Source organism: Streptomyces sp. NRRL S-1813 (genome assembly GCF_000719605.1).
GTDB lineage: Bacteria > Actinomycetota > Actinomycetes > Streptomycetales > Streptomycetaceae > Streptomyces > Streptomyces decoyicus.
The window spans coordinates 38270-59535 of the sequence record NZ_JOHB01000028.1 but is presented as its reverse complement, the minus strand read 5'-3'; the positions used below and the strand labels follow the sequence as shown (position 1 = coordinate 59535).

At 73.0% G+C, this 21266-nt stretch carries 18 protein-coding genes; 10 read left to right on the top strand and 8 right to left on the bottom strand.

Annotation, left to right across the window (positions count from 1 at the left end; genetic code table 11):
• Positions 1–55: 55 nt before the first annotated feature.
• From IF67_RS0129930 to IF67_RS0129920, 3 genes are read right to left on the bottom strand one after another with little or no spacing between them, the layout of a single operon-like run.
• The gene (locus IF67_RS0129930) at positions 56–1216 is read right to left on the bottom strand and encodes an acyl-CoA dehydrogenase family protein (RefSeq protein WP_030990940.1); all 1161 of its coding nucleotides are present in this window, start codon (positions 1214–1216) and stop codon (positions 56–58) included.
• Positions 1213–2397, bottom strand: coding sequence for an acyl-CoA dehydrogenase family protein (locus IF67_RS0129925; protein WP_030990939.1), 1185 nt, complete (start codon positions 2395–2397; stop codon positions 1213–1215). Before IF67_RS0129925 ends, IF67_RS0129930 begins: the two co-directional genes overlap by 4 nt.
• Entirely contained in the window at positions 2394–3392 is a 999-nt protein-coding gene (locus IF67_RS0129920; RefSeq protein ID WP_030990936.1) for an NADPH:quinone oxidoreductase family protein, read from the bottom strand. Before IF67_RS0129920 ends, IF67_RS0129925 begins: the two co-directional genes overlap by 4 nt.
• Before the next feature lie 235 nt (positions 3393–3627).
• Here IF67_RS0129920 and IF67_RS0129915 point away from each other — a divergent pair, with 235 nt between their 5' ends.
• On the top strand, positions 3628–4521 hold the full coding sequence (locus IF67_RS0129915; RefSeq protein ID WP_030990934.1) for a helix-turn-helix transcriptional regulator: 894 nt from the start codon (positions 3628–3630) through the stop codon (positions 4519–4521).
• On the opposite strand, the gene IF67_RS0129910 is transcribed toward IF67_RS0129915, so the two are convergent.
• The 3 genes from IF67_RS0129910 to IF67_RS0129900 all read right to left on the bottom strand — a co-directional run bounded on the left by IF67_RS0129910 (position 4465) and on the right by IF67_RS0129900 (position 6819).
• A complete protein-coding gene (locus tag IF67_RS0129910; RefSeq protein WP_030990932.1) occupies positions 4465–5535 on the bottom strand; it encodes a glycosyl hydrolase family 18 protein in 1071 nt (356 codons plus the stop codon). The genes IF67_RS0129915 and IF67_RS0129910 overlap by 57 nt on opposite strands.
• 115 nt (positions 5536–5650) lie before the next feature.
• On the bottom strand, positions 5651–6133 hold the full coding sequence (locus IF67_RS0129905; RefSeq protein WP_030990930.1) for a nucleotidase: 483 nt from the start codon (positions 6131–6133) through the stop codon (positions 5651–5653).
• Positions 6130–6819, bottom strand: a complete 690-nt coding sequence (locus tag IF67_RS0129900) for a winged helix-turn-helix transcriptional regulator (protein ID WP_037840024.1) — start codon at positions 6817–6819, stop codon at positions 6130–6132. Before IF67_RS0129900 ends, IF67_RS0129905 begins: the two co-directional genes overlap by 4 nt.
• 113 nt (positions 6820–6932) lie before the next feature.
• Here IF67_RS0129900 and IF67_RS0129895 point away from each other — a divergent pair, with 113 nt between their 5' ends.
• The 7 genes from IF67_RS0129895 (at position 6933) to IF67_RS0129865 (ending at position 15353) form a co-directional block, all read left to right on the top strand.
• The gene (locus IF67_RS0129895) at positions 6933–8144 is read left to right on the top strand and encodes a pyridoxal phosphate-dependent aminotransferase (protein ID WP_030990927.1); all 1212 of its coding nucleotides are present in this window, start codon (positions 6933–6935) and stop codon (positions 8142–8144) included.
• 322 nt (positions 8145–8466) lie between these two features.
• On the top strand, positions 8467–9744 hold the full coding sequence (egtA, locus tag IF67_RS0129890) for an ergothioneine biosynthesis glutamate--cysteine ligase EgtA (protein WP_037840023.1): 1278 nt from the start codon (positions 8467–8469) through the stop codon (positions 9742–9744).
• A complete protein-coding gene (gene egtB / locus IF67_RS0129885; RefSeq protein WP_030990923.1) occupies positions 9741–11060 on the top strand; it encodes an ergothioneine biosynthesis protein EgtB in 1320 nt (439 codons plus the stop codon). Before egtA ends, egtB begins: the two co-directional genes overlap by 4 nt.
• A gap of 37 nt (positions 11061–11097) precedes the next feature.
• Entirely contained in the window at positions 11098–11853 is a 756-nt protein-coding gene (egtC, locus tag IF67_RS0129880) for an ergothioneine biosynthesis protein EgtC (protein WP_030990921.1), read from the top strand.
• A complete protein-coding gene (gene egtD, locus IF67_RS0129875) occupies positions 11850–12812 on the top strand; it encodes an L-histidine N(alpha)-methyltransferase (RefSeq protein WP_030990918.1) in 963 nt (320 codons plus the stop codon). The genes egtC and egtD overlap by 4 nt, the downstream gene beginning before the upstream one ends.
• 147 nt (positions 12813–12959) lie before the next feature.
• The gene (locus IF67_RS0129870) at positions 12960–13889 is read left to right on the top strand and encodes a phosphatidylinositol-specific phospholipase C (protein ID WP_030990916.1); all 930 of its coding nucleotides are present in this window, start codon (positions 12960–12962) and stop codon (positions 13887–13889) included.
• Positions 13890–14228: 339 nt separating this feature from the next.
• Positions 14229–15353 carry a trypsin-like serine peptidase gene (locus tag IF67_RS0129865; protein ID WP_030990914.1) on the top strand — a complete coding sequence of 375 codons (1125 nt, stop codon included), beginning with the start codon at positions 14229–14231 and terminating at the stop codon, positions 15351–15353.
• On the opposite strand, the gene IF67_RS0129860 is transcribed toward IF67_RS0129865, so the two are convergent.
• Positions 15325–16359, bottom strand: coding sequence for a phosphatidylinositol-specific phospholipase C domain-containing protein (locus IF67_RS0129860; protein WP_030990913.1), 1035 nt, complete (start codon positions 16357–16359; stop codon positions 15325–15327). The genes IF67_RS0129865 and IF67_RS0129860 overlap by 29 nt on opposite strands.
• Before the next feature lie 176 nt (positions 16360–16535).
• Between IF67_RS0129860 and IF67_RS0129855 the strand changes: the two genes are divergently transcribed.
• The gene (locus IF67_RS0129855; RefSeq protein WP_030990912.1) at positions 16536–17075 is read left to right on the top strand and encodes a DUF2165 domain-containing protein; all 540 of its coding nucleotides are present in this window, start codon (positions 16536–16538) and stop codon (positions 17073–17075) included.
• A gap of 191 nt (positions 17076–17266) precedes the next feature.
• Here IF67_RS0129855 and IF67_RS0129850 read toward each other — a convergent pair whose 3' ends face one another.
• A complete protein-coding gene (locus IF67_RS0129850) occupies positions 17267–20443 on the bottom strand; it encodes a bifunctional cytochrome P450/NADPH--P450 reductase (RefSeq protein ID WP_030990911.1) in 3177 nt (1058 codons plus the stop codon).
• A gap of 105 nt (positions 20444–20548) precedes the next feature.
• Here IF67_RS0129850 and IF67_RS0129845 point away from each other — a divergent pair, with 105 nt between their 5' ends.
• Positions 20549–21250, top strand: a complete 702-nt coding sequence (locus tag IF67_RS0129845; protein ID WP_030990909.1) for a PAS domain-containing protein — start codon at positions 20549–20551, stop codon at positions 21248–21250.
• The last annotated feature ends 16 nt before the right edge of the window (positions 21251–21266 follow it).

Below are 21266 nucleotides of genomic sequence, written 5' to 3'. Positions count from 1 at the left end.
GCCGAGGGGTGCCCTTCGGAGCAGCGCGGCCCCGGGCTGCTCCGAAAGCCCCGTCCTAAGGGGCGCCGAGGGCGACCAGCCCGGCCAGGGCCTCCCGGTGCCGCCCCGGCGACCCCAGGGCGACCTCATCGCTCTTGGCCCGCTTGAGGAACAGATGGGCCGGGTGCTCCCAGGTCATACCGATGCCGCCGTGCAGCTGGATGCACTCCTCGGCGGCCCGCACCGCCACCGGCGCGCAGTACGCCTGGGCGACGGCCACCGCCACGGGGGCGTCGGGGCTGCCGGTGGCCAGGGCGTCAGCGGCGTGACGGGCGGCGGCGCGGGCCGAGGCCACCTCCAGCCAGAGCGCGGCCATCCGGTGCTTGAGCGCCTGGAACGAGCCGACGGGGCGGCCGAACTGGGTGCGCTCCGCCGTGTGGCGCACGGTTTCCGTCAGGCACCATTCGGCGACGCCCAGCTGTTCCGAGGCGAGCAGTCCGGCGCCGGTGAGCAGGGCTTGTTCGACGGCGGTACGGGCGCGGTCCCCGGTGGCCAGGAGGCGGCCGTGGGCACCGTCGAAGAGGACGTGGCCCAGGGGGCGGGTGAGGTCGAGCGGGGTGACGGAGTCGGTGCGGACGCCGTCCGCCGAGGCCTCGACCGCGTAGAGCGCCGGGCCGTCGGGGCCCTGGGCCCAGGCGAGGAGGAGTTCGGCGCCCGCGGCGTCGGCGACCGAGGTCACCCGGCCGGTCAGCCGGCCGTCCGCCCCGGCGCGTACGGCCGGTTCCGGCAGCCCGCCCGGGGCGGTGGGCAGCGGGACCGCGAGTACACCGACGGTGCGGCCGCCGGCGAGCGCGGCGAGCGGCGCGGCGATCTCCTCCTGGGCGTGGTCGCAGCCGAGCAGGGCGGTCACCGCGATGACCGCGCTGGTCAGGTAGGGGACGGGCGCGACGGAACGGCCCACCTCCTCCAGCACCACGGCGGCCTCGCGGGCGCTCGCGCCCGCTCCGCCGAGCTTTTCGGGCACCAGCAGCCCCGCCGCGCCGATCTCCGTGGCGAGCGCGCGCCACAGGCCGGTGTCGTAGGCGACGTCCGATTCCAGTCCGGCGAGCACGGTGGCCGGATCACCGCGGTCGGCGAGCAGCGACCGTACGGCGGCGCGCAGCGCGTCCTCGTCCTCGGAGTACAGCAGATCGGGGTCGGCTGCCGGGGTGCCGGTCAGGGGTGTCCCGTCGTTCATCGGGGGAGGTCCTTCCACGCGACGTCCTTGTCGGTGCGCGGCTCGGGCGGCAGCCCCAGCACACGTTCGGCGACGATGTTGAGCAGCACTTCCGAGGTGCCTCCCTCGATGGAGTTCCCCTTGGCCCGCAGATAGCGGTAGCCGGACTCGCGGCCGGTGAAGTCGACGCCGTCGGGGCGGCGCATCGTCCAGTCGTCGTAGGTCAGACCGTCCTCGGCGAGGAACTCCACCTCCCAGCCGCTGATCTCCTGGGCGAGCCGGGCGAAGGCCAGCTTCATGCCGCTGCCCTCGGGTCCTGGCTGGCCCTTGGTGAGCTGCTGGCGCAGCCGCTCACCCGTCAGCCGGGCGACCTCGGCCTCCACCCACAGCTTCAGCAGCCGCTGGTGCAGATCGTGGGTGCGCAGTTCGGGCCGTGCGCGCCAGTCGGCGGCGGCCACGCCGATCATGCCGCCCTCGCGCGGGGTGCGGGCGCCGCCGATGGCGACCCGCTCGTTCATCAGCGTGGTCCGGGCGACCTTCCAGCCCTCGCCGACCTCACCGAGGCGCTGGGTGTCGGGGATGCGGACGCCGGTGAGGAAGACCTCGTTGAACTCGGCCTCGCCGGTGATCTGCCGCAGCGGACGCACCTCGACGCCGGGGTCGGTCATGTCGCAGACGAAGTAGCTGATGCCGCGGTGTTTGGGCAGGCCCGGGTCGGTGCGGGCGATGAGGATCGCCCAGCGGGCCAGATGCGCGCTGGACGTCCAGACCTTCTGGCCGTCCACGATCCAGTCTCCCCCGTCGTCGCGTACCGCGCGGGTCGCCAGCGCCGCCAGGTCCGAACCGGCTCCGGGCTCGCTGAACAGCTGGCACCACACCTCCTCGCCGGTCCACAACGGGCGCAGCAGACGCTGCTTCTGCTCGTCGGTGCCGTAGCGCAGGATGGTGGGCGCGGCCATGCCGAGGCCGATGCCGATGCGGCCGGGGTCGTTGCCGGGGGCGCCGGCGGCCTCCAACTCGGCGTCCACGACCGCTTGCAGGGAGCGTGGCGCGTCCAGTCCGCCGAGGCCCTCGGGGAAGTGGACCCAGGCGAGCCCCACGTCGAAACGGGCGCGCAGGAACTCCAGCCGCTCGGTGGTGGCCGGAGGATGTGCGGCGAGCAGGTCGGCGGTGCGCCGGCGCAGGTCGGCGGCGTCGGTCACCGGGTCTCCTCCGCTCCGGGGAGGACGACCAGACGGCCGGTGGACGTACCGTCGGCGACCCGCTGGACGGCTTCGGCGGCGTCCTTCAGCGCGAACCGGCCGCCGATGAGCGGCTTGACGGCGCCCTGCGCGGCGAGCTTGGCGAGTTCCTCGTGGCAGGCGTCGACCGCGGCCGGGTCCTTGGTGTTGTAGAGGCCCCAGTGCAGGCCCAGGATCGCGTAGTTCTTCACCAGCGCGTGGTTGAGGGCCGGGGTGGGGATGGCGCCTCCGGCGAAGCCGACGACGATGATCCGGCCCTCGAAGGCGATGCACTTGACGGACTTGGCGTACGCCTCGCCGCCCACCGGGTCGTAGACCACATCCGCGCCGCGGCCGCCGGTGGCTTCCTTCACGGCGGCGATGATGTCGTCACAGCGCCGGTCGAGGACCACGTCGCAGCCCAGTGCGCGGGCGGTCAGGGCCTTGTCCTCGCCGCCCACGACACCGATGACCTGCGCGCCGGCGGCCTTGCCGAGCTGTACGGTGGCGCTGCCGACGCCCCCTGCCGCGGCGTGCACGAGCAGGGTCTCGCCCGCCTGGAGACGGGCCCGGCGGTGCAGTCCGAACCAGCCGGTCTGGTAGCCGATGTGCAGCGCCGCGGCCTCGGCGTCGTCCAGCGCCTCGGGGGCCGGGCGCACCGTCGCCGCGTCGACGACCGCGAGCTCGGCGAACCCGCCGTCGGGCAGCGGCGGCTGGGCCAGCACCCGCGCCCCGATCTCACCGGCCGCCCCCTCCCCCACGGCGAGCACCTCGCCGCAGATCTCCACGCCGGGGGTGAACGGCAGCGGCGGCCGCACCTGGTACTGGCCGCGGCACAGCAGGGCGTCGGGGAAGTTGACGTTGGCGGCCCGCACCCGCAGCAGCAGCTGCCCCGGTCCCGGCTGCGGGTCCGGCACCTCCTCCAGCCGCATCACTTCACGCGGCTCGCCGTTCGCGTGTACGCGCCATGCCTTCACCTGGTGCCTCCACAACCTTGGATACGCGGGTGGGGCGGAGGGCGCAGCGGCGCCCTCGCCAGCGACATACTAAGCGGTCGGTATCCCGCAGGGAACAGTCTCCGCCACATCACGGCGAGACGCCTCGGCACGGCCCTCGACGCCCGTACCCGGGCACTCCTCCCCCGGGCGGGCCCCGGATCCTGGCAATGACAGGGTCAGGTTCCCGCCCGCCCGATGCCGCAGACTGGGCGGCATGGACTCATCCGCCCTGGACTCCCCCGCCGAGCTGGGAAACTTCCTGCGCACCCGCCGCGCCCGGCTCCGGCCGGAGGACGTCGGACTGGTCTCCTACGGGGCCCGCCGCCGTGTCCCCGGTCTGCGCCGTGAGGAGCTGGCCCAGCTGTCCGGCGTCAGCGTCGCGTACTACACACGCCTGGAACAGGGGCAGAGCCACCACGCCTCGGAGGGGGTGCTGGACGCGCTGGCGCGGGCGCTGCGGCTGACCGACGACGAGCGGGCGCACCTGCGCGCGCCGGCCCGTCCCGCCACGGCTCGCCGCCCCGCGGTGCGCCATGACAAGGCCCGCCCCGGCGTACGGCAGTTGCTCGCCGCCGTGGCGGACGTACCGGCCCTCGCGCTCGGACCGCGCTTCGAGATCCTGGCGTGGAATCGCCTGGGGCACGACCTGATCGCCGGACACCTCGACTTCGACAGCCCCGGCCGCCCGCAGGACCGTCCCAACGCCCAGCGGCTGCTCTTCCTCGACCGGCACACCCGCGAGCTGTACCCGGACCGCGAGGAGGAGATCCGGCGGGCCGTCTCCTCCCTGCGGGTGGCCGCGGGGCAGCGCCCCGACGATCCGCAACTGGCGGCGCTGATCGGCGAGTTGTCGATGAAGAGCACCGAGTTCAGCAGCCTGTGGTCCCGGCATGTCGTCCACACCTGCACCTTCGGGACCAAGCGGTTCCACCATCCGCTGGTGGGCGGCCTGGAGCTGGACTTCGAGATGATGCAGACGCCGGACGGCTCCGGGCACGGGGTGATGATGTACACCGCGGCGCCGGGCTCACCGTCCGAGGCGGCGCTGCGGCTACTCGCCGCGGAGCGCGGACCAGAAGTCCGGGTCCTCGAACCCGAGCGCCCATAGGCCGGTGCCCCGCACCCCGTACTTCCTCAGCAGCGGCAGCTGCTCGCGGACCCCGCGCCCGTCCTGGTACCAGACCTCGTGCTCCTCACCGTCCTTGCGATAGGTGAAGTGCGGGGTGCCTGACACCTCGTCGAAGAGGTATTCGGCGTCCTCCCGCTCGCGCAGCGCCTCGGCCTCCCTCCAGGTCAGATGGGCGGCGTGGCCGGTGACCCCGCTGATCCAGTCCCAGCCGTAGCCCGGGAAGGCGACCTCGATCTTGTGCCGGGGAACGGTGTCGGTGGCGTAGCGCAGAAACTCGTCGTACCAGTCCCTGGCGGACAGCGGACCGGCCTCGCCGCCCGACCAGTGCAGGTCGTAGCCCATGATGCGGAACCGGTCGGCGTACCTGCCGAGCTGCTCGTAGTCGAAGGCCTGGCCGCTGCCGCGGACCCGGGCCAGCACCGTGACCACACACTGCTTGTCACGGTCGTGCAGCCGCGCGCACAGTTCCTTGACGAGCGCGTTGTATCCGGTGCGCACCCGGTCGCGGTCCTCCCGGTCACCGGTGAGAGCCATCGCCTCGTAGTCCAGGTCGATCCCGTCGTAGGAACGGCTCTCGACCAGCTCCAGCAGGGTGTCGACGTGGTCCCGCCGCCGCTGCGGATCGTGCATCAGGTCGGCCATCTTCTCGGCGCCGAGGGTCTCGGTCACGGTGGGCACGACATCGATCCCGGCGTCGTGCAGTCCGTCGATGATGTCGCGGCGTCCCGCGCCCGCGTGCCCCTTGATGCCGGTGCCGGAGGAGGCCTCGTACCAGAAGGGGCTGACGGTGTGCAGCTGGGAGGCGTGCCGCAGCGCGTCGCGGTAGGCGGCGTCGACGTCGCCCCAGTAGGGCAGCCAGGCCGAGCCGGTACGTCCGCCGCTCCTCGGGTCCGCCGTCGCCGTGGCCGCCGGGGCCCAGAACACGGTGAGCATGGCCACGGCCAGCAGTAGCGCAAGCCCGGTGCGCGCCCGGGTTCCTGATGCATGATCCATTTCCCGAGCGCTACCCGGTTTCTTTCCTGACGTACCGTCAGTTCCGCCGAACGGCCGCGCGGCCGGGGGCGGGCCCGGCACAAGGCCGGGCCCGGTGCACCACCGGCCCCCGGCGCTACGTCCGCCCGGCCCGCTGCTGGGCGTCCCGCAGGGTGTCGGACGGCGTCACCCATCGGGCCCGTATCACCGGGAAACCGGCTTTCTCGCATGCGTCGCAGACGAGTTCGTCGTCATCGACGACATGGCGGATCTCGCGGTCGCGGGCGATGCGGCGCAGGATCTCCAGTTTGGTGTGCCGGGCCGGGCGCCGGTCACTGTTGGGGCGCATCCACAACCGGCCCTTGGGCAGCCCGTGCCGGTCCAGCCAGGCCAGCGCGTCGCGGCGGCAGCGCTCCGGGCGGCCGGTGAGGTAGACGACCTCGCAGTCCTCGGTGCTGCGCAGCGCCAGGGCCACCCCCTCGGCGAGCGGAGGGTCCTCGGTGGCGGCCGCGAAGAAGGCCTTCCAGTCGCGTGGGGTGCGTTGCAGCAGATGCTGCCGGTGGGTGGAGTCGGCGAGCGTGCCGTCCAGGTCGAAGACCGCCAGTGGGCGTGCCGTCATGCCGTTGTCGTCCTCTTCCGTCGCCGTTGTCCGCCGGACACCTCGGGCACCGTGACCCTGACGCGGCCGGATTCGATCCCCTGTGCGAGGGAGAGGCGATCGTACGCGATCTCGGCGCAGGTCGCGGTGTCCATGCGCAGACGGATGTCGGGGCGCTCGGCCGGGCCGTCCGCGTAGCCGGGGCCGTCGTCCGGTCCGCCGGGGTCCGGACTGCCGGCGGCCGCCCCGTCGCCCCCGAGGACGACATGGAACTCGCCCTCGTCGAGGGCGATGCCGACCACCTCGATGCCGTCGGCGAAGTGCCGGGCCAGCCGCGCGACGAGGGGCACGGCGAACCAGTGGGCCCGCACCGCGTCCGTCGGGCGCTTCTCGTCGAGGGCGGGGGCGCCCCAGTCGGCGAGGGCGGCGAGTGCCGGCAGCAGCGCACGGCCGCGGGGGGTGAGCTCGTAGACGAAGGCGGCTGCGGGCGGGGCGAGCCGGCGGCGGGCGACCAGCTCGTCCCGCTCCATGTCCTTGAGGCGGGAGGCGAGCATGTCGGTACTGACGCCCGGCAGATCGGCGTGCAGGTCGGTGTAGCGGCGGGAGCCGCCCAGCAGTTCCCGGACGATCAGGAGCGTCCAGCGGTCGCCGACGGCGTCCAGGGCTCGGGCGACGGCGCAGTACTGGTCATAACTTCGACGCGGCATGACACCAGCATAGACAGAAGTTGGACTTTCCAAGTCCCCACTTGGTAAAACCAAGTACGGTGTCAACAAGTGCTGCCGCGCCGCGCGGTGAGCCAGGACCGGGAGGCCGCCGCATGCAGTTCAAGCAGTCCAGCAAGATGGCCGATGTCTGCTATGAGATCCGCGGGCCGGTGATCGAGCACGCCGACGCGCTGGAAGAGGCGGGCCACAGCGTGCTGCGGCTGAACACCGGCAATCCGGCCCTGTTCGGCTTCGAGTGCCCCGACGAGATCCTCCAGGACGTGATGCGCAACCTCTCCCGCGCGCACGGCTACACGGAGTCCCGCGGCATCCTCTCCGCCCGCCGCGCGGTGGCCCAGCACTACCAGCAGAGCGGGCTGCCGGAGGTCGACGTCGACGACGTCTACCTCGGCAACGGCGTCTCCGAACTCGTCTCGATGGCGGTCCAGGCGCTGCTCGACGACGGCGACGAGGTCCTCATCCCGGCCCCCGACTTCCCGCTGTGGACGGCCGTCACCACGCTCGCGGGCGGCAAGGCCGTCCACTATCTCTGCGACGAGTCCGCCGACTGGCTGCCGGATCTCGACGATCTCGCCTCGAAGATCACCGACCGGACCCGGGCCATGGTCATCATCAACCCGAACAACCCGACCGGCGCCGTCTATCCGCGCGAGCTGCTGGAGGGCATGCTCGATCTCGCCCGGCGCCACGGGCTGATGGTCTTCGCCGACGAGATCTACGACCGCATCCTGTACGACGACGAGGTGCACCACCACGCCGCGGTGCTCGCCCCCGACCTGGTCGTCCTGACCTTCAGCGGGCTGTCCAAGTCCTACCGCGTGGCCGGATTCCGCTCCGGCTGGCTGGTGGTCTCCGGCCCCCAGCAGCACGCCGCCGACTATCTGGAGGGCCTGGGCACCCTCGCCTCCATGCGGCTGTGCCCGAACGCGCCCGCCCAGTACGCCATCCAGGCGGCGCTCGGCGGCCGGCAGACCATCCAGGACCTGGTCCTGCCGGGCGGCCGGCTGCGCGAGCAGCGCGACATGGCCTGGGAGCGGCTGAACGAGATTCCGGGCGTCTCCTGCGTCAAGCCCAAGGGCGCGCTGTACGCCTTCCCCCGCCTCGATCCGGCCGTTCACAAGATCCACGACGACGAGAAGTTCGTCCTCGATCTCCTGCTGCGGGAGAAGATCCAGGTCGTCCAGGGCACCGGTTTCAACTGGCCGCACCCGGACCACTTCCGCATCCTCACCCTTCCGCACGCCGATGACCTCGACGCGGCGATCAGCCGGATCGGCCGCTTCCTGGCGGGCTACCGCCAGTGACACCGGGCAGCGGAGGTGCCGTGCCGCCGCGGCGGCAAAAAGCACCCCGCCCGGCACTCACTCGAACGGCCGTACCCCTCTCCCGCCCCCGTCCGCCGCTCGCCGGACCGGTCGCCGGTCCCGTCGGCCGGGCGGGAAAGCCGTCCAGGCGCCGGGAGGACGCCGGGGCGCCGTCCGTGGTCTCCCGGCCCGGACGGCCCGCTCGCCCCGTGGAAGCCCGTCCCACCGGCCGCGGCACAAACGCGCCCTTGAGCGCATCGCCCGCAGCAGATTAGGTGGAGGGCGGCAATCCTGCCGCCACCCCACCAGGGAGAGGGATTCCATGCCCGTACGGCCTGCGGAAACAGAAGCGGAGCTGGAAGCTCACCTGCGCGGAATATGCTTCAAGACGGGGCCGCCGCGCCGCATCGGAGTCGAGATCGAATGGCTGGTCCATGACGCGCGCAACCCCCGATGTCCGGTCGAACCGGCCCGGCTGCACAACGCGGCCACGACCTTGCGCGCACTTCCCCTCGCCTCCCTGCTGACCTTCGAGCCCGGCGGCCAGCTGGAGCTCAGCTCGCTCCCCGCCCGCTCCCTCACCGAGTGCATCGAATCGGTCACCGCCGACCTCGCGCTGGTCCGCCCCGCCATGCTGGCCATGGGCCTGGGCATGGCCGGCCACGGTCACAATCCGTGGCACGGCCCGCAGCGGGTGCTGACCGAGCCGCGCTACAACGCCATGGAGGAGTACTTCGACCGCTGGGGCTCCGCCGGGCGGTCCATGATGTGCGCCACCGCATCCGTGCAGGTGTGTGTGGACGCCGGGTACGAGGAGCCGGGGCCGCTCGGACACGGCCGGCGCTGGCTGCTGGCCCATCTGCTGGGCGCGGTGCTGGCCGCGGCCTTCGCCAATTCCCCGACCAGCGAGGGCTGCCCCACCGGTTACCGCACCACCCGCCAGGTCGTCTGGTCGCAGCTCGACCCGGACCGTACGCTCGCCCCGCCGCCGGGGCCCGATCCGCGCACCGCCTGGGTGAACTACGTCCTGGACGCTCCGGTGATGTGCATCCGCGCCGAGGAAGGCCCCTGGCACTCGCCGGAAGGGCTCACCTTCCGCGAGTGGATCCGGACCGGCGTGCCCCGACCGCCCACCCGGGAGGATCTGGACTACCACGTCACCACCCTCTTCCCGCCGGTACGGCCGCGCGGCCATCTGGAACTGCGCATGATCGACGCACAGTCGGGTGATGCCGGGTGGGTCGTGCCGCTGGCCGTCACGGCCGCGCTGTTCGACGACCCGGAGGCCACGGAACGGGCGTACCGCGTCGTCAAACCCCTTGCGGAGACGGCGGGTTCCCGCCCCGCGCCGCGCAATCCGCTGTGGCGGCGGGCCGCCCGCGGCGCGCTGACCGACCCGGAGCTGCACGCGGCGGCGGTGGCCTGCTTCGCCGCCGCACAGGAGGCGCTGCCACGGCTCGGCGCCTCCCCCGAGGTGCTCACGGCGGTCGCGGAGTTCACCGAGCGCTATGTGGCACGCGGCCGCTGCCCCGCGGACGATCATCTCGAGGCCCTGTACGCCGCGGAGGGCGACCTCATAGTTGGGAAGGAAAGCCAGTGACCCTCGACCCCGAGCTCCTTCGTGAACGCGCGGCCTCGGCGCTGCTCGCCGCTCGCGACCGCACCCGCCTGCTCACCACCTGCGTCGAGGATCCCGACCTCATTGCGCAGCACTCCCCGCTGATGTCCCCACTGGTGTGGGACCTGGCCCACATAGGCAACCAGGAGGAGCAGTGGCTGCTGCGCACCGTCGGCGGCCGGGACGCGCTGCGCCCGGACATCGACTCCGTCTACGACGCCTTCGAACACCCCCGCGCCACGCGCCCCTCGCTGCCGCTGCTGGCACCCGACGAGGCGCACGGCTATGTCGCCGACGTCCGCGGCCGGGTGCTGGACATCCTGGAGCGCACCCCGCTGCACGGCGCTCCGCTGCTCGACTCCGGCTTCGCCTTCGGCATGATCGCGCAGCATGAGCAGCAGCACGACGAGACCATGCTCATCACGCACCAACTGCGCCACGGCCCCGCGGTGCTCACCGCGCCCGAGCCGCCGCCCGCCCCCGACGACATCCTGCCGGCCGAAGTCCTCGTCCCCGGCGGCCCGTTCACCATGGGCACCGCCACCGAGCCCTGGGCGCTGGACAACGAGCGGCCCGCACACCGCCGGCTGGTGCCCTCCTTCCTGATCGACACCACACCCGTCAGCAACGGTGCCTACCAGCGGTTCATCGAGGCCGGCGGCTACGAGGACCCGCGCTGGTGGGCCACGGAGGGCTGGGCGCAGGTGCAGAAGCACACGCTGCGCGCGCCGCTCTTCTGGAAGCGCGACGGCGGCCAGTGGCTGCGCCGGAGGTTCGGGGTGACCGAACCGGTGCCGCCGGACGAGCCCGTGCTGCATGTGAGCTGGTACGAGGCCGACGCCTATGCGCGCTGGGCCGGACGGCGGCTGCCGTCCGAGGCCGAGTGGGAGAAGGCCGCCCGGCACGACCCGGCGACCGGGCGGGCCAGGCGCTTCCCCTGGGGCGACGAGGACCCCACACCGGCGCACGCCAACCTCGGCCAGCGGCATCTGCGGCCCGCCGCCATCGGCAGCTACCCGGACGGCCAGTCGCCGCTCGGCGTACGGCAGCTGATCGGCGATGTGTGGGAGTGGACGTCGAGCGACTTCCTGCCGTATCCGGGCTTTGCCGCCTTCCCCTACCGGGAGTACTCGGAGGTGTTCTTCGGCGACGAGTACAAGGTGCTGCGCGGCGGTTCGTTCGCGGTCGGCGAGGTCGCCTGCCGGGGCACCTTCCGCAACTGGGACCTGCCGGTCCGCCGCCAGATCTTCTCCGGGTTCCGTACCGCCCGGGACGCCGACCCGGCGGCGGACGCGTGAGGGCCCCGGCCAGGACACCCCGGGAGGCCGCTGCCTGATGTGCCGTCATCTTGCTTACCTGGGGCCGGAAGTGCCCTTCGGCCAGGTGGTCCTGGCCCCGCCGCACAGCCTGTACCGGCAGTCGTGGGAGCCGCGCCGGCAGCGGCACGGCACGGTCAACGCGGACGGGTTCGGCGTCGGCTGGTACGCGCCGGGCGACCCGGTGCCCGCCCGCTACCGGCGGGCCGGGCCGATCTGGGGCGACGATCTGCTGCCCGATCTGGCGCGGGTGGTGCGCACCGGCGCGCTGCTGGCTGCCGTACGGGATGCCACCGTCGCCGGTGCGGACGCCGAGGCCGCGGCCGCGCCGTACGCCGCCGGGCGCTATCTGTTCAGCCACAACGGCGCGGTGACCGGCTGGCCGGACTCGCTCGCCCCGCTGGCCGCCGAACTGCCGCCGCGGGAGCTGCTGCGGCTGCCGGCCCGCTGCGACGCGGCGTTCCTGTGGGCGCTGGTCCAGCACCGGCTGGCGCGCGGTGACGAGCTCGGCGACGCGCTGGCCGGCACCGTCACGGCGGTCGCCGCGGCCGCGCCCGGCTCGCGGCTCAATCTGCTGCTGACCGACGGCACCGCCATCGCCGCCACCACCTGGGGCGACACGCTGTTTCACCTGGCCGTTCCCGGAGGCGGCACGGTTGTCGCCTCCGAACCGTACGACGATTCCCCCCACTGGACCGAGGTCCCGGACCGCACCCTGCTGCGCGCCACCCGGACCGACGTCCACCTGACCCCGCTCAAGGAGTCCGCCACGTGAGCCCGCTCAGCATCACCCGCACCCTCCCTGCCGACGCCACCGCGGCCGCGCTGCGCGCCGATGTCGCCACGGGCCTGACCCGCACCCCCAAACAGCTGCCGCCCAAGTGGTTCTACGACGCGCGGGGCAGCGAGCTGTTCGAGGACATCACCAAGCTGCCCGACTACTACCCGACCCGCGCCGAGCGGGAGATCCTGCTCACCCGCGCCGATCACATCGCCGCCGCCACCCAGGCCCGCACCCTGATCGAGCTGGGGTCGGGCTCCTCCGACAAGACCCGCCACCTCATCGGCGCGCTGGGCGAACTGCACACCTATCTGCCCATCGACGTCAGCGAATCCGCGCTGGCCGCGGCGGGCGAGGCGCTGCTCACCGAGCACCCCGGCCTCAGCGTGCATGCGCTGGTCGCCGACTTCCAGCAGGGCATCGAACTCCCCGACACCCCCGGTCCGCGGCTGCTCGCCTTCCTCGGCGGCACCATCGGCAATCTGCTCCCCGAGGAGCGCTCGGCGTTCCTGCACTCCGTGCACGGCATGCTCTCCCCGGGGGATGCGCTGCTGCTCGGCACCGACCTGGTCAAGGACGAGGCCACGCTGGTCGCCGCCTACGACGATCCGCAGGGTGTGACGGCCGCGTTCAACAAGAACGTCCTGGAGGTCATCAACCGCGAGCTGGGCGGCGATTTCGACCCCGCGGACTTCGACCATGTCGCGGTGTGGAACGCCGACCGCGAGTGGATCGAGATGCGGCTGCGGGCCCGTAAGGACCTGGGCGTCAAGATCCCCGGAGTGGACCTGGCCGTGAGCTTCGCCGCGGGCGAGGAACTGCGGACCGAGGTGTCGGCCAAGTTCCGCCAGGAGGGCGTGAGGGCCGAACTCGCCGCGGCCGGAATGGAGTTGAACAACTGGTGGACGGACAGCGCGGACCGCTTCGCGCTGTCGCTGTCCTTCCGCGTCTGATTTCCGCCCCTTCCCGGCCGGCGTGACCATCCGGTCCGCCGGCCGGGTGCCGTCCGCACGCTCCCTGTGGTTCGATGCCCCGACCGCAGGTGCGCACCGGGCACGCCGCCGCGCACACACGCAGACTCGACGGACAGGGGAAGCGGCATGGGGCTGGGACTGGATCGGCGGGGTTTCCTCCGGGGCGCGGCCGGGCTGTCGGCCGCCGGGGTGCTGGCGGGCGTCGGCAGCGGGCAGTTCACGGCCGGGGCGGCCCAGCGCCGGGCGCCCGCCGTGTCCGTACAGGACTGGATGTCGGCGCTCGGCGACGCCACCCCCGTCCAGCGGCTGACGATCCCCGGCACGCATGACTCGGGCGCCCGGATGGGCGGGCCCTGGGTCGCCTGCCAGAACACCTCCGTCGATGCCCAACTCACCAGCGGTGTCCGCTTCCTGGACGTCCGCTGCCGGGCCATCGACAATGTCTTCGCCATTCATCACGGCGCCTTCTACCAGGAGCTGATGTTCGGCGATGTGCTCAACGCCTGCCGGGCGTTCCTGACGGCCCACCCCTCCGAGACGGTGCTGATGCGGGTCAAGCAGGAGTACTCGGAGGTCGGCGCCGAGGAGTTCCGCCGGATCTTCGACCTCTACCTGGACGACAAGGGCTACCGGTCGCTGTTCCGGCTCGACGCCGGCCTGCCGACGCTCGGTCAGGCCCGCGGCAGGGTGGTCCTGCTGGCGGACTCCGACGGGCTGGGCGGCGTCCGCTACGCCGATCCGCAGCTGTTCGACATCCAGGACGACTACATGGCGGAGCCGTTCGGGAAGTACCCGAAGATCGAGGCCCAGTTCCGCAAGGCCGTGACCCAGCCCGGCAAGCTCTTCGTCAACTACGTCAGCACCGCGGCCCTGCTGCCGCCCCGCTCCAACGCGGACCGCCTCAACCCGCAGGTCAAGAATCTGCTGACGGGATCGGAAGGGAGCGCCTGGACGGGCCTGGGCATCGTCCCGATGGACTTCCCGAACGAGTTCGGCCTGGCCGAGACGCTGATCCGGCACCACCTCGCGGGCCGGGGAGTGCGGCTCACGGCCTGAGCGGGAGCCACCGGGCACGCACTGGAGGGCGCGCCGGGGAAGGCCGGGTTCGGCCTCGACGGGGCACCGCGCGGTTCACCCGACCGGCCCAGCGGAGCGCGTTCCGGCGGCGCGGCCCGCCCGCTCCGCTCGGCCCGGCCCTCGGGCCCCTCGAATGGCGGGTGTGCCGGGTGTTCCGGTGCGGTTTGTGCCGTGATCTTCGACGCCTGTGCGGAATGATCCGCCAACTGACCGAACCACGGCGCGCACCCCTGCATCAGACTGGGTGAAATGTCTGGTTCCGGTGTTGCCCCCGCATCCGACGGGGTTTCGCCGGCTGATGCGGGGAGGCGGTGGCTGGTGGCGACGAGCGAACGCGGGACCGCGCCGGCGGACGGCGCCGGGGCGGACCAGGACGCCGGGATACCTTCGGCCGCGGACTGCCTCGGCCCCGGTGCGCCGACCTGCACGGGTCGCGGCCGGGCCGGCGTCCCGCTGCGGGCGACCCTGGCGCTCGGGGTGCTGACCGTGGTCGTGGGCAGCACGGCGCTGGCGCTGGGGTCCCCGTCGCGCGATCCGTTGCTGGCCGCAGGGGACACCGCCACCGGCTCCTATCTCGCGACCCGGGCCGACGGCGACCAGGCCGCCGCCGCGGTGCTCGCCGGCCCCTACCAGGAGCGTCCGGGGCCGCCGGTGACGGCACGGTACGGCGGCGGGACGGCGGCCCCGCTGGCGGCGTCCCGGCCGTTGCAGGCGGCCCCGGCGGCGCCCTCTCCGGCGGTCGGCGCGCTCTTCTCCCCCGCCGACGACGACGGTGAGCCGTTCCACCACTGCACGGCCAGCGTGGTGCACGCCCCGGCGGGCGACCTCGTCGTCACGGCCGCGCACTGTGTGCACGACGGCGGCTTCCGTACCCGGCTGGTGTTCGCGCCCGGCCTGCACGACGGGTTCGCGCCGTACGGCCTGTGGGTGCCGACCCGCATCCAGGTCCATCCGCGCTGGATCAGCGACCGGGACCCCGATCACGATGTGGCGTTCCTGCGGGTGCGCCGGGCGGGGCGGGCGGGGGGCCGTATAGAGGACGTCACCGGGGCCGAACGGATCCGGTTCGACGCGCCGGCCGGGCGCCCGGCACAGCTGACCGGCTACCCCGAGGACCAGGACACACCGGTCAGCTGCCGGCACACGGCGGACGCCCAGAGCCCGACCCAACTCCGCTTCGCCTGCCCGGGGTTCCCGAACGGGACGAGCGGCGGCCCGATGCTCACCGACCTCGACCCGGCCACCGGCACCGGGTCGCTGATCGGCGTGATAGGCGGTCTCGAAGGAGGCGGTGACGACCTCGTCTCGTACAGCAGCCGGTTCGGCAAGGACATTGCCGCGCTCTACCGGCGGGCGATCACGAAGCCGGTCCCGGGGGCCGCACAGCCCGGCTCCCGGGCCGCCGCGTCCGGTGTCATGCCCCGCGCGGCACCACGGTCCTGAGGACCGACGGCAGCGGATACCAGTCGGCGGTGGCGAAGCTCGCATGCGCCGCGGCCAGTTGGCCGACCCGGGCCAGCGCCTCCGCCTCGGTCGGGCGGGTGCCGTCGATGACCGGCGGCACGTTGTGCGCGTCGGTCATGATGAGCAGATAGTGGCGGGAGTCGTACCAGGAGGTGTCGATACTGCCGTTCAGATAGGTCGCGGCGTCACCGTCGAAGACCACGAACCAGGGGCGCAGCGCCGGGTCGGCGTAGCGCTCACGGGGGTCGCCGGGAGCGGCGCCGTGCACGGCGGGGAACGCCGTCGACTGCGCCAGTTTTCCTTGCGCCGCGAGGTCCTTGAGGTGGCCGGCGTACTCCACGTCCGTCCACAGCTTGTCGAACGGGTTCTTCTCCTCGACCGTGCCGGGTATGAGCTCGAACAGGAACTTGCCGGCCAGGTCGGCGCGCGAGGGCCAGCCGCCGGCCCGCACCGCCTCGTCGGCGGTGGCATGTCCGCCGGTGAGGTCCCCGGGGCCGTAGACCGCGTCGCCCAGCTGCTGCCGCACCAGCGCATCGAACTCGGCGGGGCCGCGGCCGCCCTTGGCGTTGAAGCCGTCCTTCATCTCGACCTTGAGCAGGATCGGACGGTGGCCGGGGTGCGCGTCGTGCCAGGCCTTCATGTCGGCCAGGCAGCCGGCGAAGTCCTGGTCCCGCTTCTTGGTGCGCAGTTCCGATGCGTTCGCGGCACCCTCGCAGTTGCTGTTGTTCCCGAGCGGGTTGCTGTGCGAGACCCGCCAGGAGCGGCCCAGCCCGTTGGACCAGAGATCGAGTTCCAGCAGGGCGGCGCCGGAGTCCAGGGCGTCCGCGAAGTAGCGGTACTTCTCCTTGTCATAGGCGTTGTGAACGCCCACGGACGTGCTGGTGCCGTATGTCGTGCCGGCCGGCTCGGCGCCCGCCGGCCCGCTCACCGCGATCACTGCCGCCGCCGCGACGGCGACCGTCCCCACACACCGCTTCCCGTTCATGTGCCCCGCTTTCCCTAGGTCTTCGGCCGTCCGGCAACCGGCTCGGACGGCCGCTTCGACCGGTCGGTCGCCCGGTCGATCGGGCAGCAGCGTACGGGAGTTCGACACAGGAGGGAGTGCGGGGGCAACGGCGGGTAGGAGAACGGCGGATCACTGGGACCGGCCGGGGAGGGCACATGACCGACAAGCACCGTACCGACAGAGCACCACGCACCGGACTGACGCTCGCGGCGACCGTACTCACCGGGACGGTCGCCCTCTACCTCTCACTCGTCGCCTTCGGCAATATCACCGACTTCGACACCAACCGGCAGTTCGTCCGCCATGTCCTGGCCATGGACACCACGTTCAAGGACCCGGAGCTGATGTGGCGGGCCCTGACCTCGCACGCGGTGCAGGACGCCGCATACCTGGCGATCATCGCCTGGGAGACGGCGGCCTCGGTGGTGCTGCTCGCGGCCACCGCGCTGTGGGCCGTCGGCGCACGACGCGGCAGCTTCGCCCGTGCCCGGCAGGTGAGCACGGTGGGGCTGCTGATGGTGCTGCTGCTGTTCGGCGCGGGCTTCCTCGCGATAGGCGGCGAGTGGTTCGCGATGTGGCAGTCCAAGGACTGGAACGGGCTGGAGGCGGCGACCCGCAACGTCACGCTGGCCGGGATCGCGCTGGTGGTCGTCCATCTGCCGGGGGCGGCGGCACAGCACGAGGGCGGGGAGTAACGCGCACGGTGCCACGGCTCGGCGCACCGCCCCACCGCGGTGCGATGATCAGGGCCTTGGTCGTGCCGTTGCCCCCGGGTCGGGCCGCCGGCCCGGTCGTGGCCTGCGGACGGTGCGCCCCCGGTGGCCGCACCACCCCGCCTCGGCCCCGGCGGGCCGGAAGATCCGGCCCGCCGGGAGCGGGCCGGGCATCAGCCCGCCGCGTACACATCCTCGATGTAGCGCCCGGAGGCGGTCAGTTCGCGCAGCCAGGCCTCGGACTCCTGCGGCGACGCGCCGGTGCACGCGCCGTGCAGCTCACGGAAGGCGGCCCGTACACCGGGCGCCATCCGGCTGCCGTCACCGCAGACATACACCCGCGCACCGGCCTGGAGCAGCTCCCACACCTCGGCGGCCTCGGCGGCGATCCGGTGCTGGACGAAACGGTGGCCGTTCTCGGGGCGCGCACTGAAGACGGGGCGCATGGAGATGACGCCGGCGGCTTCGGCCGCGGCGAACTCCGCGGCGTGCAGGAAGTCGGCGGTGGGGTCGTCGCAGCCGAAGTAGAGCCGGGCGGGGGCCCGCCGGCCCGCGGCGAGACGGTCGGCGACGGCGCCGCGGAACGGCGCGAGACCGGTGCCCGCAGCGATCAGGATGACGGGGGTGTCATCGGCCGCATCGAGGCGGAAGGCCTCACGGCAGGGCTGGACGCGGGCCAGGACGGTGTCGCCGGGCCGCAGCGCGTGCAGATGGGCCGAGCCGGTGCCACCGGGCAGCAGCGAGACCATCAGATCGGCGTGCCGGGGGTCGGCCGCGGGTGAGGACGACAGGGAGTAGTGCCGGATGCGCAGCGGCGGCAGCAGCTCCAGGACCGTCGGCCAGGGCAGGGCGCCGCGCAGCGCCGGGTGCGCCTCGATCAGGCCGATCAGGGTGCGCGGATCGTCCTCGGCGAGGTTTTCCAGCGCGAGGCGCTCGGGCGGGCAGGGGTTGTGGGCGGCGAGCTGCGCGACCTGCCCGGGTGTCGGGCGCATGCCCAACTCCAGGTGATGGGTGAGCAGTTCACGCACCGTCAGGGGCCGGTCGACGGGCAGGCTGTCGCGGCTCGCGCGGCGGCCGGAGTGCAGCGCGAGGACGGTGTCCAGGTCGGCGCCGAGGGCCTGGGCGGCCCGCTCGACGGCGGCCGGGGCGTTGGCCGGCAGCACCGCGAGATGGTCGGCGGTGCGGTAGCCGACGCCGTCCGGCAGCGCGATGCGCAGGAAGCGCTTGGGCCGCGGCCAGTCCTGTGCGGTGAGGTCATAGGCCTCGGTGACGGTCATCGGGACGAGGTCGTGGCGGGCGGCGAGCGCGTCCAGCGGGCCGCCGGTGATCTCGGTGACGGTGTAGCCGGTGTCCTCGGCGTCCGGTGCGCTCGCGCCGACGCTCTCCGGGTCGCCGTAGTGCGTGAGCAGCTGGGTGCGCAGCGCCGCGGTGAACTCCTTGACGGTGCCGCTGAGGTCGCCGGAGGCGTCGGCCTCGGCGCGCGGCAGCAGCCGGTGGGCGCCGAGTGCGTCGAGCCGGTCGTCGATCAGGGTCGGTATGTGCTGGTAGGTGGCGGCCCAGTTGCGGTCGCCGACGCCGAGGACGGCGAACGGGAGGCCGGTGGCGGCGCCGTCCTGCGCGGTGTTCAGCCAGTCGACGAAGGCGGCGGCGTCATCGGTGGGCCGGCCGTTGTAGGAGGCGGCGACGATGACCACGGGCCGGTCGGCGGGCAGCGCACCGGCGTAGGCGTCCAGTGGCGCCACATCGGCGGCGAAGCCCAGGCCGGTGGCCTCGTCGGCGAGCCGCTCGGCGAACTCGCGGCAGGTGCCGTAGTTGCTGCCGTGCAACAGCAGCAGACCGGTGCCCTGGAGGACGCGGGTCGGCAGCCCGTCATCGGTCGCGGTGTCGTCCACCGTGCCGGCGTCGCTGCCGGGGAGCACGGCCAGCGCGGCGCGGACCGCGGCCCGGTCGGCGGGCGTACGGGCGGCCAGGGTGAAGGTGAACCCGTCGGGCTTGAGGGTCAGCGTCTCCTTGATGCGCAGCCGGTAGTCGCAGTCGTCGACCAGCCGGTAGCGGTGCACCAGGAGGGCGAGCAGCATGGTCGCCTCGTGGAGCGCGAACTGCCGCCCGATGCAGGCACGTTCACCTGTCCCGAACGGCTTGTACGCATGCGGCGAACGGGCCGCCTCGGCCTCCGGGCTGAAGCGCGACGGGTCGAAGAGCTCGGGGTTGTCGCCCCAGGCCGGGTCGCGGTGCAGCATCGGGGTGAGCACCGTGACCAGTTCCCCGGCCTTGACCGGGTAGCGGCCGCCGAGCAGCGTGTCCTCGCGGGCCTGACGGCTGAAGGCAGCGGCGGTGGGCCACAGCCGCAGCGCCTCGTTGAGGACCTGGCGGGTGAACGGCAGCCGTCCGATGTCCTCGAACGAGGGGTCGGGGTCGCTCCGGTCGCCCCACAGTTCGTCCGCCTCGCGCTGGACCATGCGCAGGGCGAGCGGGTCCTTGAGCAGGTGGTAGAGGGCGAAGGAGAGCGCCCCCGAGGTGGTCTCGTGGCCGGCGATCAGGAACGTGATGACCTGGTTGCGGATGTTGGCGAGGTCGAGGGCGGGTCCGTCGTCCCCCTCGCCGCCGGCGCCGAGCATCAGCCCCAGCAGGTCGTCGTCACCGGTCTCCCCGCTCTCCGTCCGGGCGGCGATGACCTCGTCGACGACCGACGCGAGGTAGTCGGCGTCGCGCTGGAAGGCCGCGTCCGCCGCGGAGTGGTCCGCGTCGGGGTCGCGGGAGAACTTCGTCATGCTCCATTCGAGGCAGCGCACCATCGCCTCGACGAACGGGTGCGGGGTGTCGCCGCGGGAGAACGACTCGAAGTCGAAGCCGAACCCGGCGAGCCCGATGGTGTCCAGGGTCATCCGGGTCATGTCCTCGGCGACCTGGACGGGCGTGCCGTCGGCCACCCGCCGGTCCCAGGCGGCCATGACCCGGCGGGCGACCTTGAGCATCGCCGGGTGGTAGGTGCGCATCGAGCCGAGCGCGAAGGCCGGCATCAGGACCTCGTGTGCCTTGGCCCAGTTCGGCTCGTCGTTGTAGGCGGTGAACAGACCGTCACCGGCGAACTCTCTGACGTTCTCCAGGACGACCGACACGCCCTTGGCGAAGCGGGACTCGTCGGCGACCTCGGTGACCAGGTCCAGGGAGGAGAGGAACAGCGTTTCGCGGTCGCCGAACTTGCGCTTGAAGACCGGGCCGTGGATCCGGGCGAGATCCATGGACTGCTGGATGGGCGTGTGGGTGAGCCCGGCCTCCGTGAGGTCGGCCACCGGAATGCCGTCATCGGCGGCGCGTTCGTCGCTGTGGAGCGCGATGGTGTCGGTCATGTCTCCAGCGTGAGGGCCCCCACGCGGGGGTCACGCCCGGACAACTGCATGATTGTGCAGTGGTTTTTCGCTGCTCGCTCTTGCGCGCGGACCGGAGAAGGGGCAATGGACAACGGGACTGCCGACGGGGCCCCGGACACGGACGGCGACGGCAAGCCGTCCTGCGGGGGCGCACCTATCGACCCGGCCGGGCCGTACGCGGGCGGCCCGTGGCGCAACTACTTCCTGATCCTGCTGGACCGTATCCCCACACCGATCGCGGTGTGCCGGGCGCACGGCGAGGTGCTGATCGCCAATCCGGCGATGGCCGCGCAGTGGGGGACGGTCCCGGGACAGCTGCGCGGCCGCAATCTGCTGGACCTGTTCGAGCCGCGCGCGAAGGCCCAGCTCGACCGGCTCACCGAGGCGCTGCGCCTGGGGCGCCGTTCGCGCTATCCCGTCGAGGTGCGCTGGCGGGACGCGTCCGACGGGACGGAGCGGGAAGGGGAACTGACCATCGATCCGGTGGGGGACCCTTCGGTGCACCCACCGGCCCTGCTGGCGCTGCTGCGGGTCCGCGAGAGCGCCCCGTCCCCCTCGCCGCGCGGCTCGGCGAGCCCCGTGGAGGCCCGGATCCTGGCGCTGGCCGCGGGCGGCGCGACCACGGCGTCGATCGGTACGGCGCTGGGGCTGACGGTCGACGGGGTGAACTACCACCTCACCCGGCTGGCCCGCCGCTGGCGGGTGCAGGGCCGTACCGCGCTGGTCGCCAGGGCGTATGTGCTGGGCGTGCTGTCGCCGGACAGCTGGCCGCCGGCCCCCGCCTGACCGGGCCGGACGGCTC

Bases quoted from the DNA above. Each gene is read 5' to 3' on its own strand.
- IF67_RS0129860 (WP_030990913.1), bottom strand. From the start codon at position 16,359: ATGAACGGGAAGCGGTGTGTGGGGACGGTCGCCGTCGCGGCGGCGGCA.
- IF67_RS0129915 (WP_030990934.1), top strand. From the start codon at position 3,628: ATGGACTCATCCGCCCTGGACTCCCCCGCCGAGCTGGGAAACTTCCTG.
- IF67_RS0129905 (WP_030990930.1), bottom strand. From the start codon at position 6,133: ATGACGGCACGCCCACTGGCGGTCTTCGACCTGGACGGCACGCTCGCC.
- egtA (WP_037840023.1), top strand. From the start codon at position 8,467: ATGCCCGTACGGCCTGCGGAAACAGAAGCGGAGCTGGAAGCTCACCTG.
- IF67_RS0129895 (WP_030990927.1), top strand. From the start codon at position 6,933: ATGCAGTTCAAGCAGTCCAGCAAGATGGCCGATGTCTGCTATGAGATC.
- IF67_RS0129930 (WP_030990940.1), bottom strand. From the start codon at position 1,216: ATGAACGACGGGACACCCCTGACCGGCACCCCGGCAGCCGACCCCGAT.
- IF67_RS0129850 (WP_030990911.1), bottom strand. From the start codon at position 20,443: ATGACCGACACCATCGCGCTCCACAGCGACGAACGCGCCGCCGATGAC.
- IF67_RS0129870 (WP_030990916.1), top strand. From the start codon at position 12,960: ATGGGGCTGGGACTGGATCGGCGGGGTTTCCTCCGGGGCGCGGCCGGG.
- IF67_RS0129910 (WP_030990932.1), bottom strand. From the start codon at position 5,535: ATGGATCATGCATCAGGAACCCGGGCGCGCACCGGGCTTGCGCTACTG.
- IF67_RS0129855 (WP_030990912.1), top strand. From the start codon at position 16,536: ATGACCGACAAGCACCGTACCGACAGAGCACCACGCACCGGACTGACG.
- IF67_RS0129845 (WP_030990909.1), top strand. From the start codon at position 20,549: ATGGACAACGGGACTGCCGACGGGGCCCCGGACACGGACGGCGACGGC.
- IF67_RS0129900 (WP_037840024.1), bottom strand. From the start codon at position 6,819: ATGCCGCGTCGAAGTTATGACCAGTACTGCGCCGTCGCCCGAGCCCTG.
- egtC (WP_030990921.1), top strand. From the start codon at position 11,098: ATGTGCCGTCATCTTGCTTACCTGGGGCCGGAAGTGCCCTTCGGCCAG.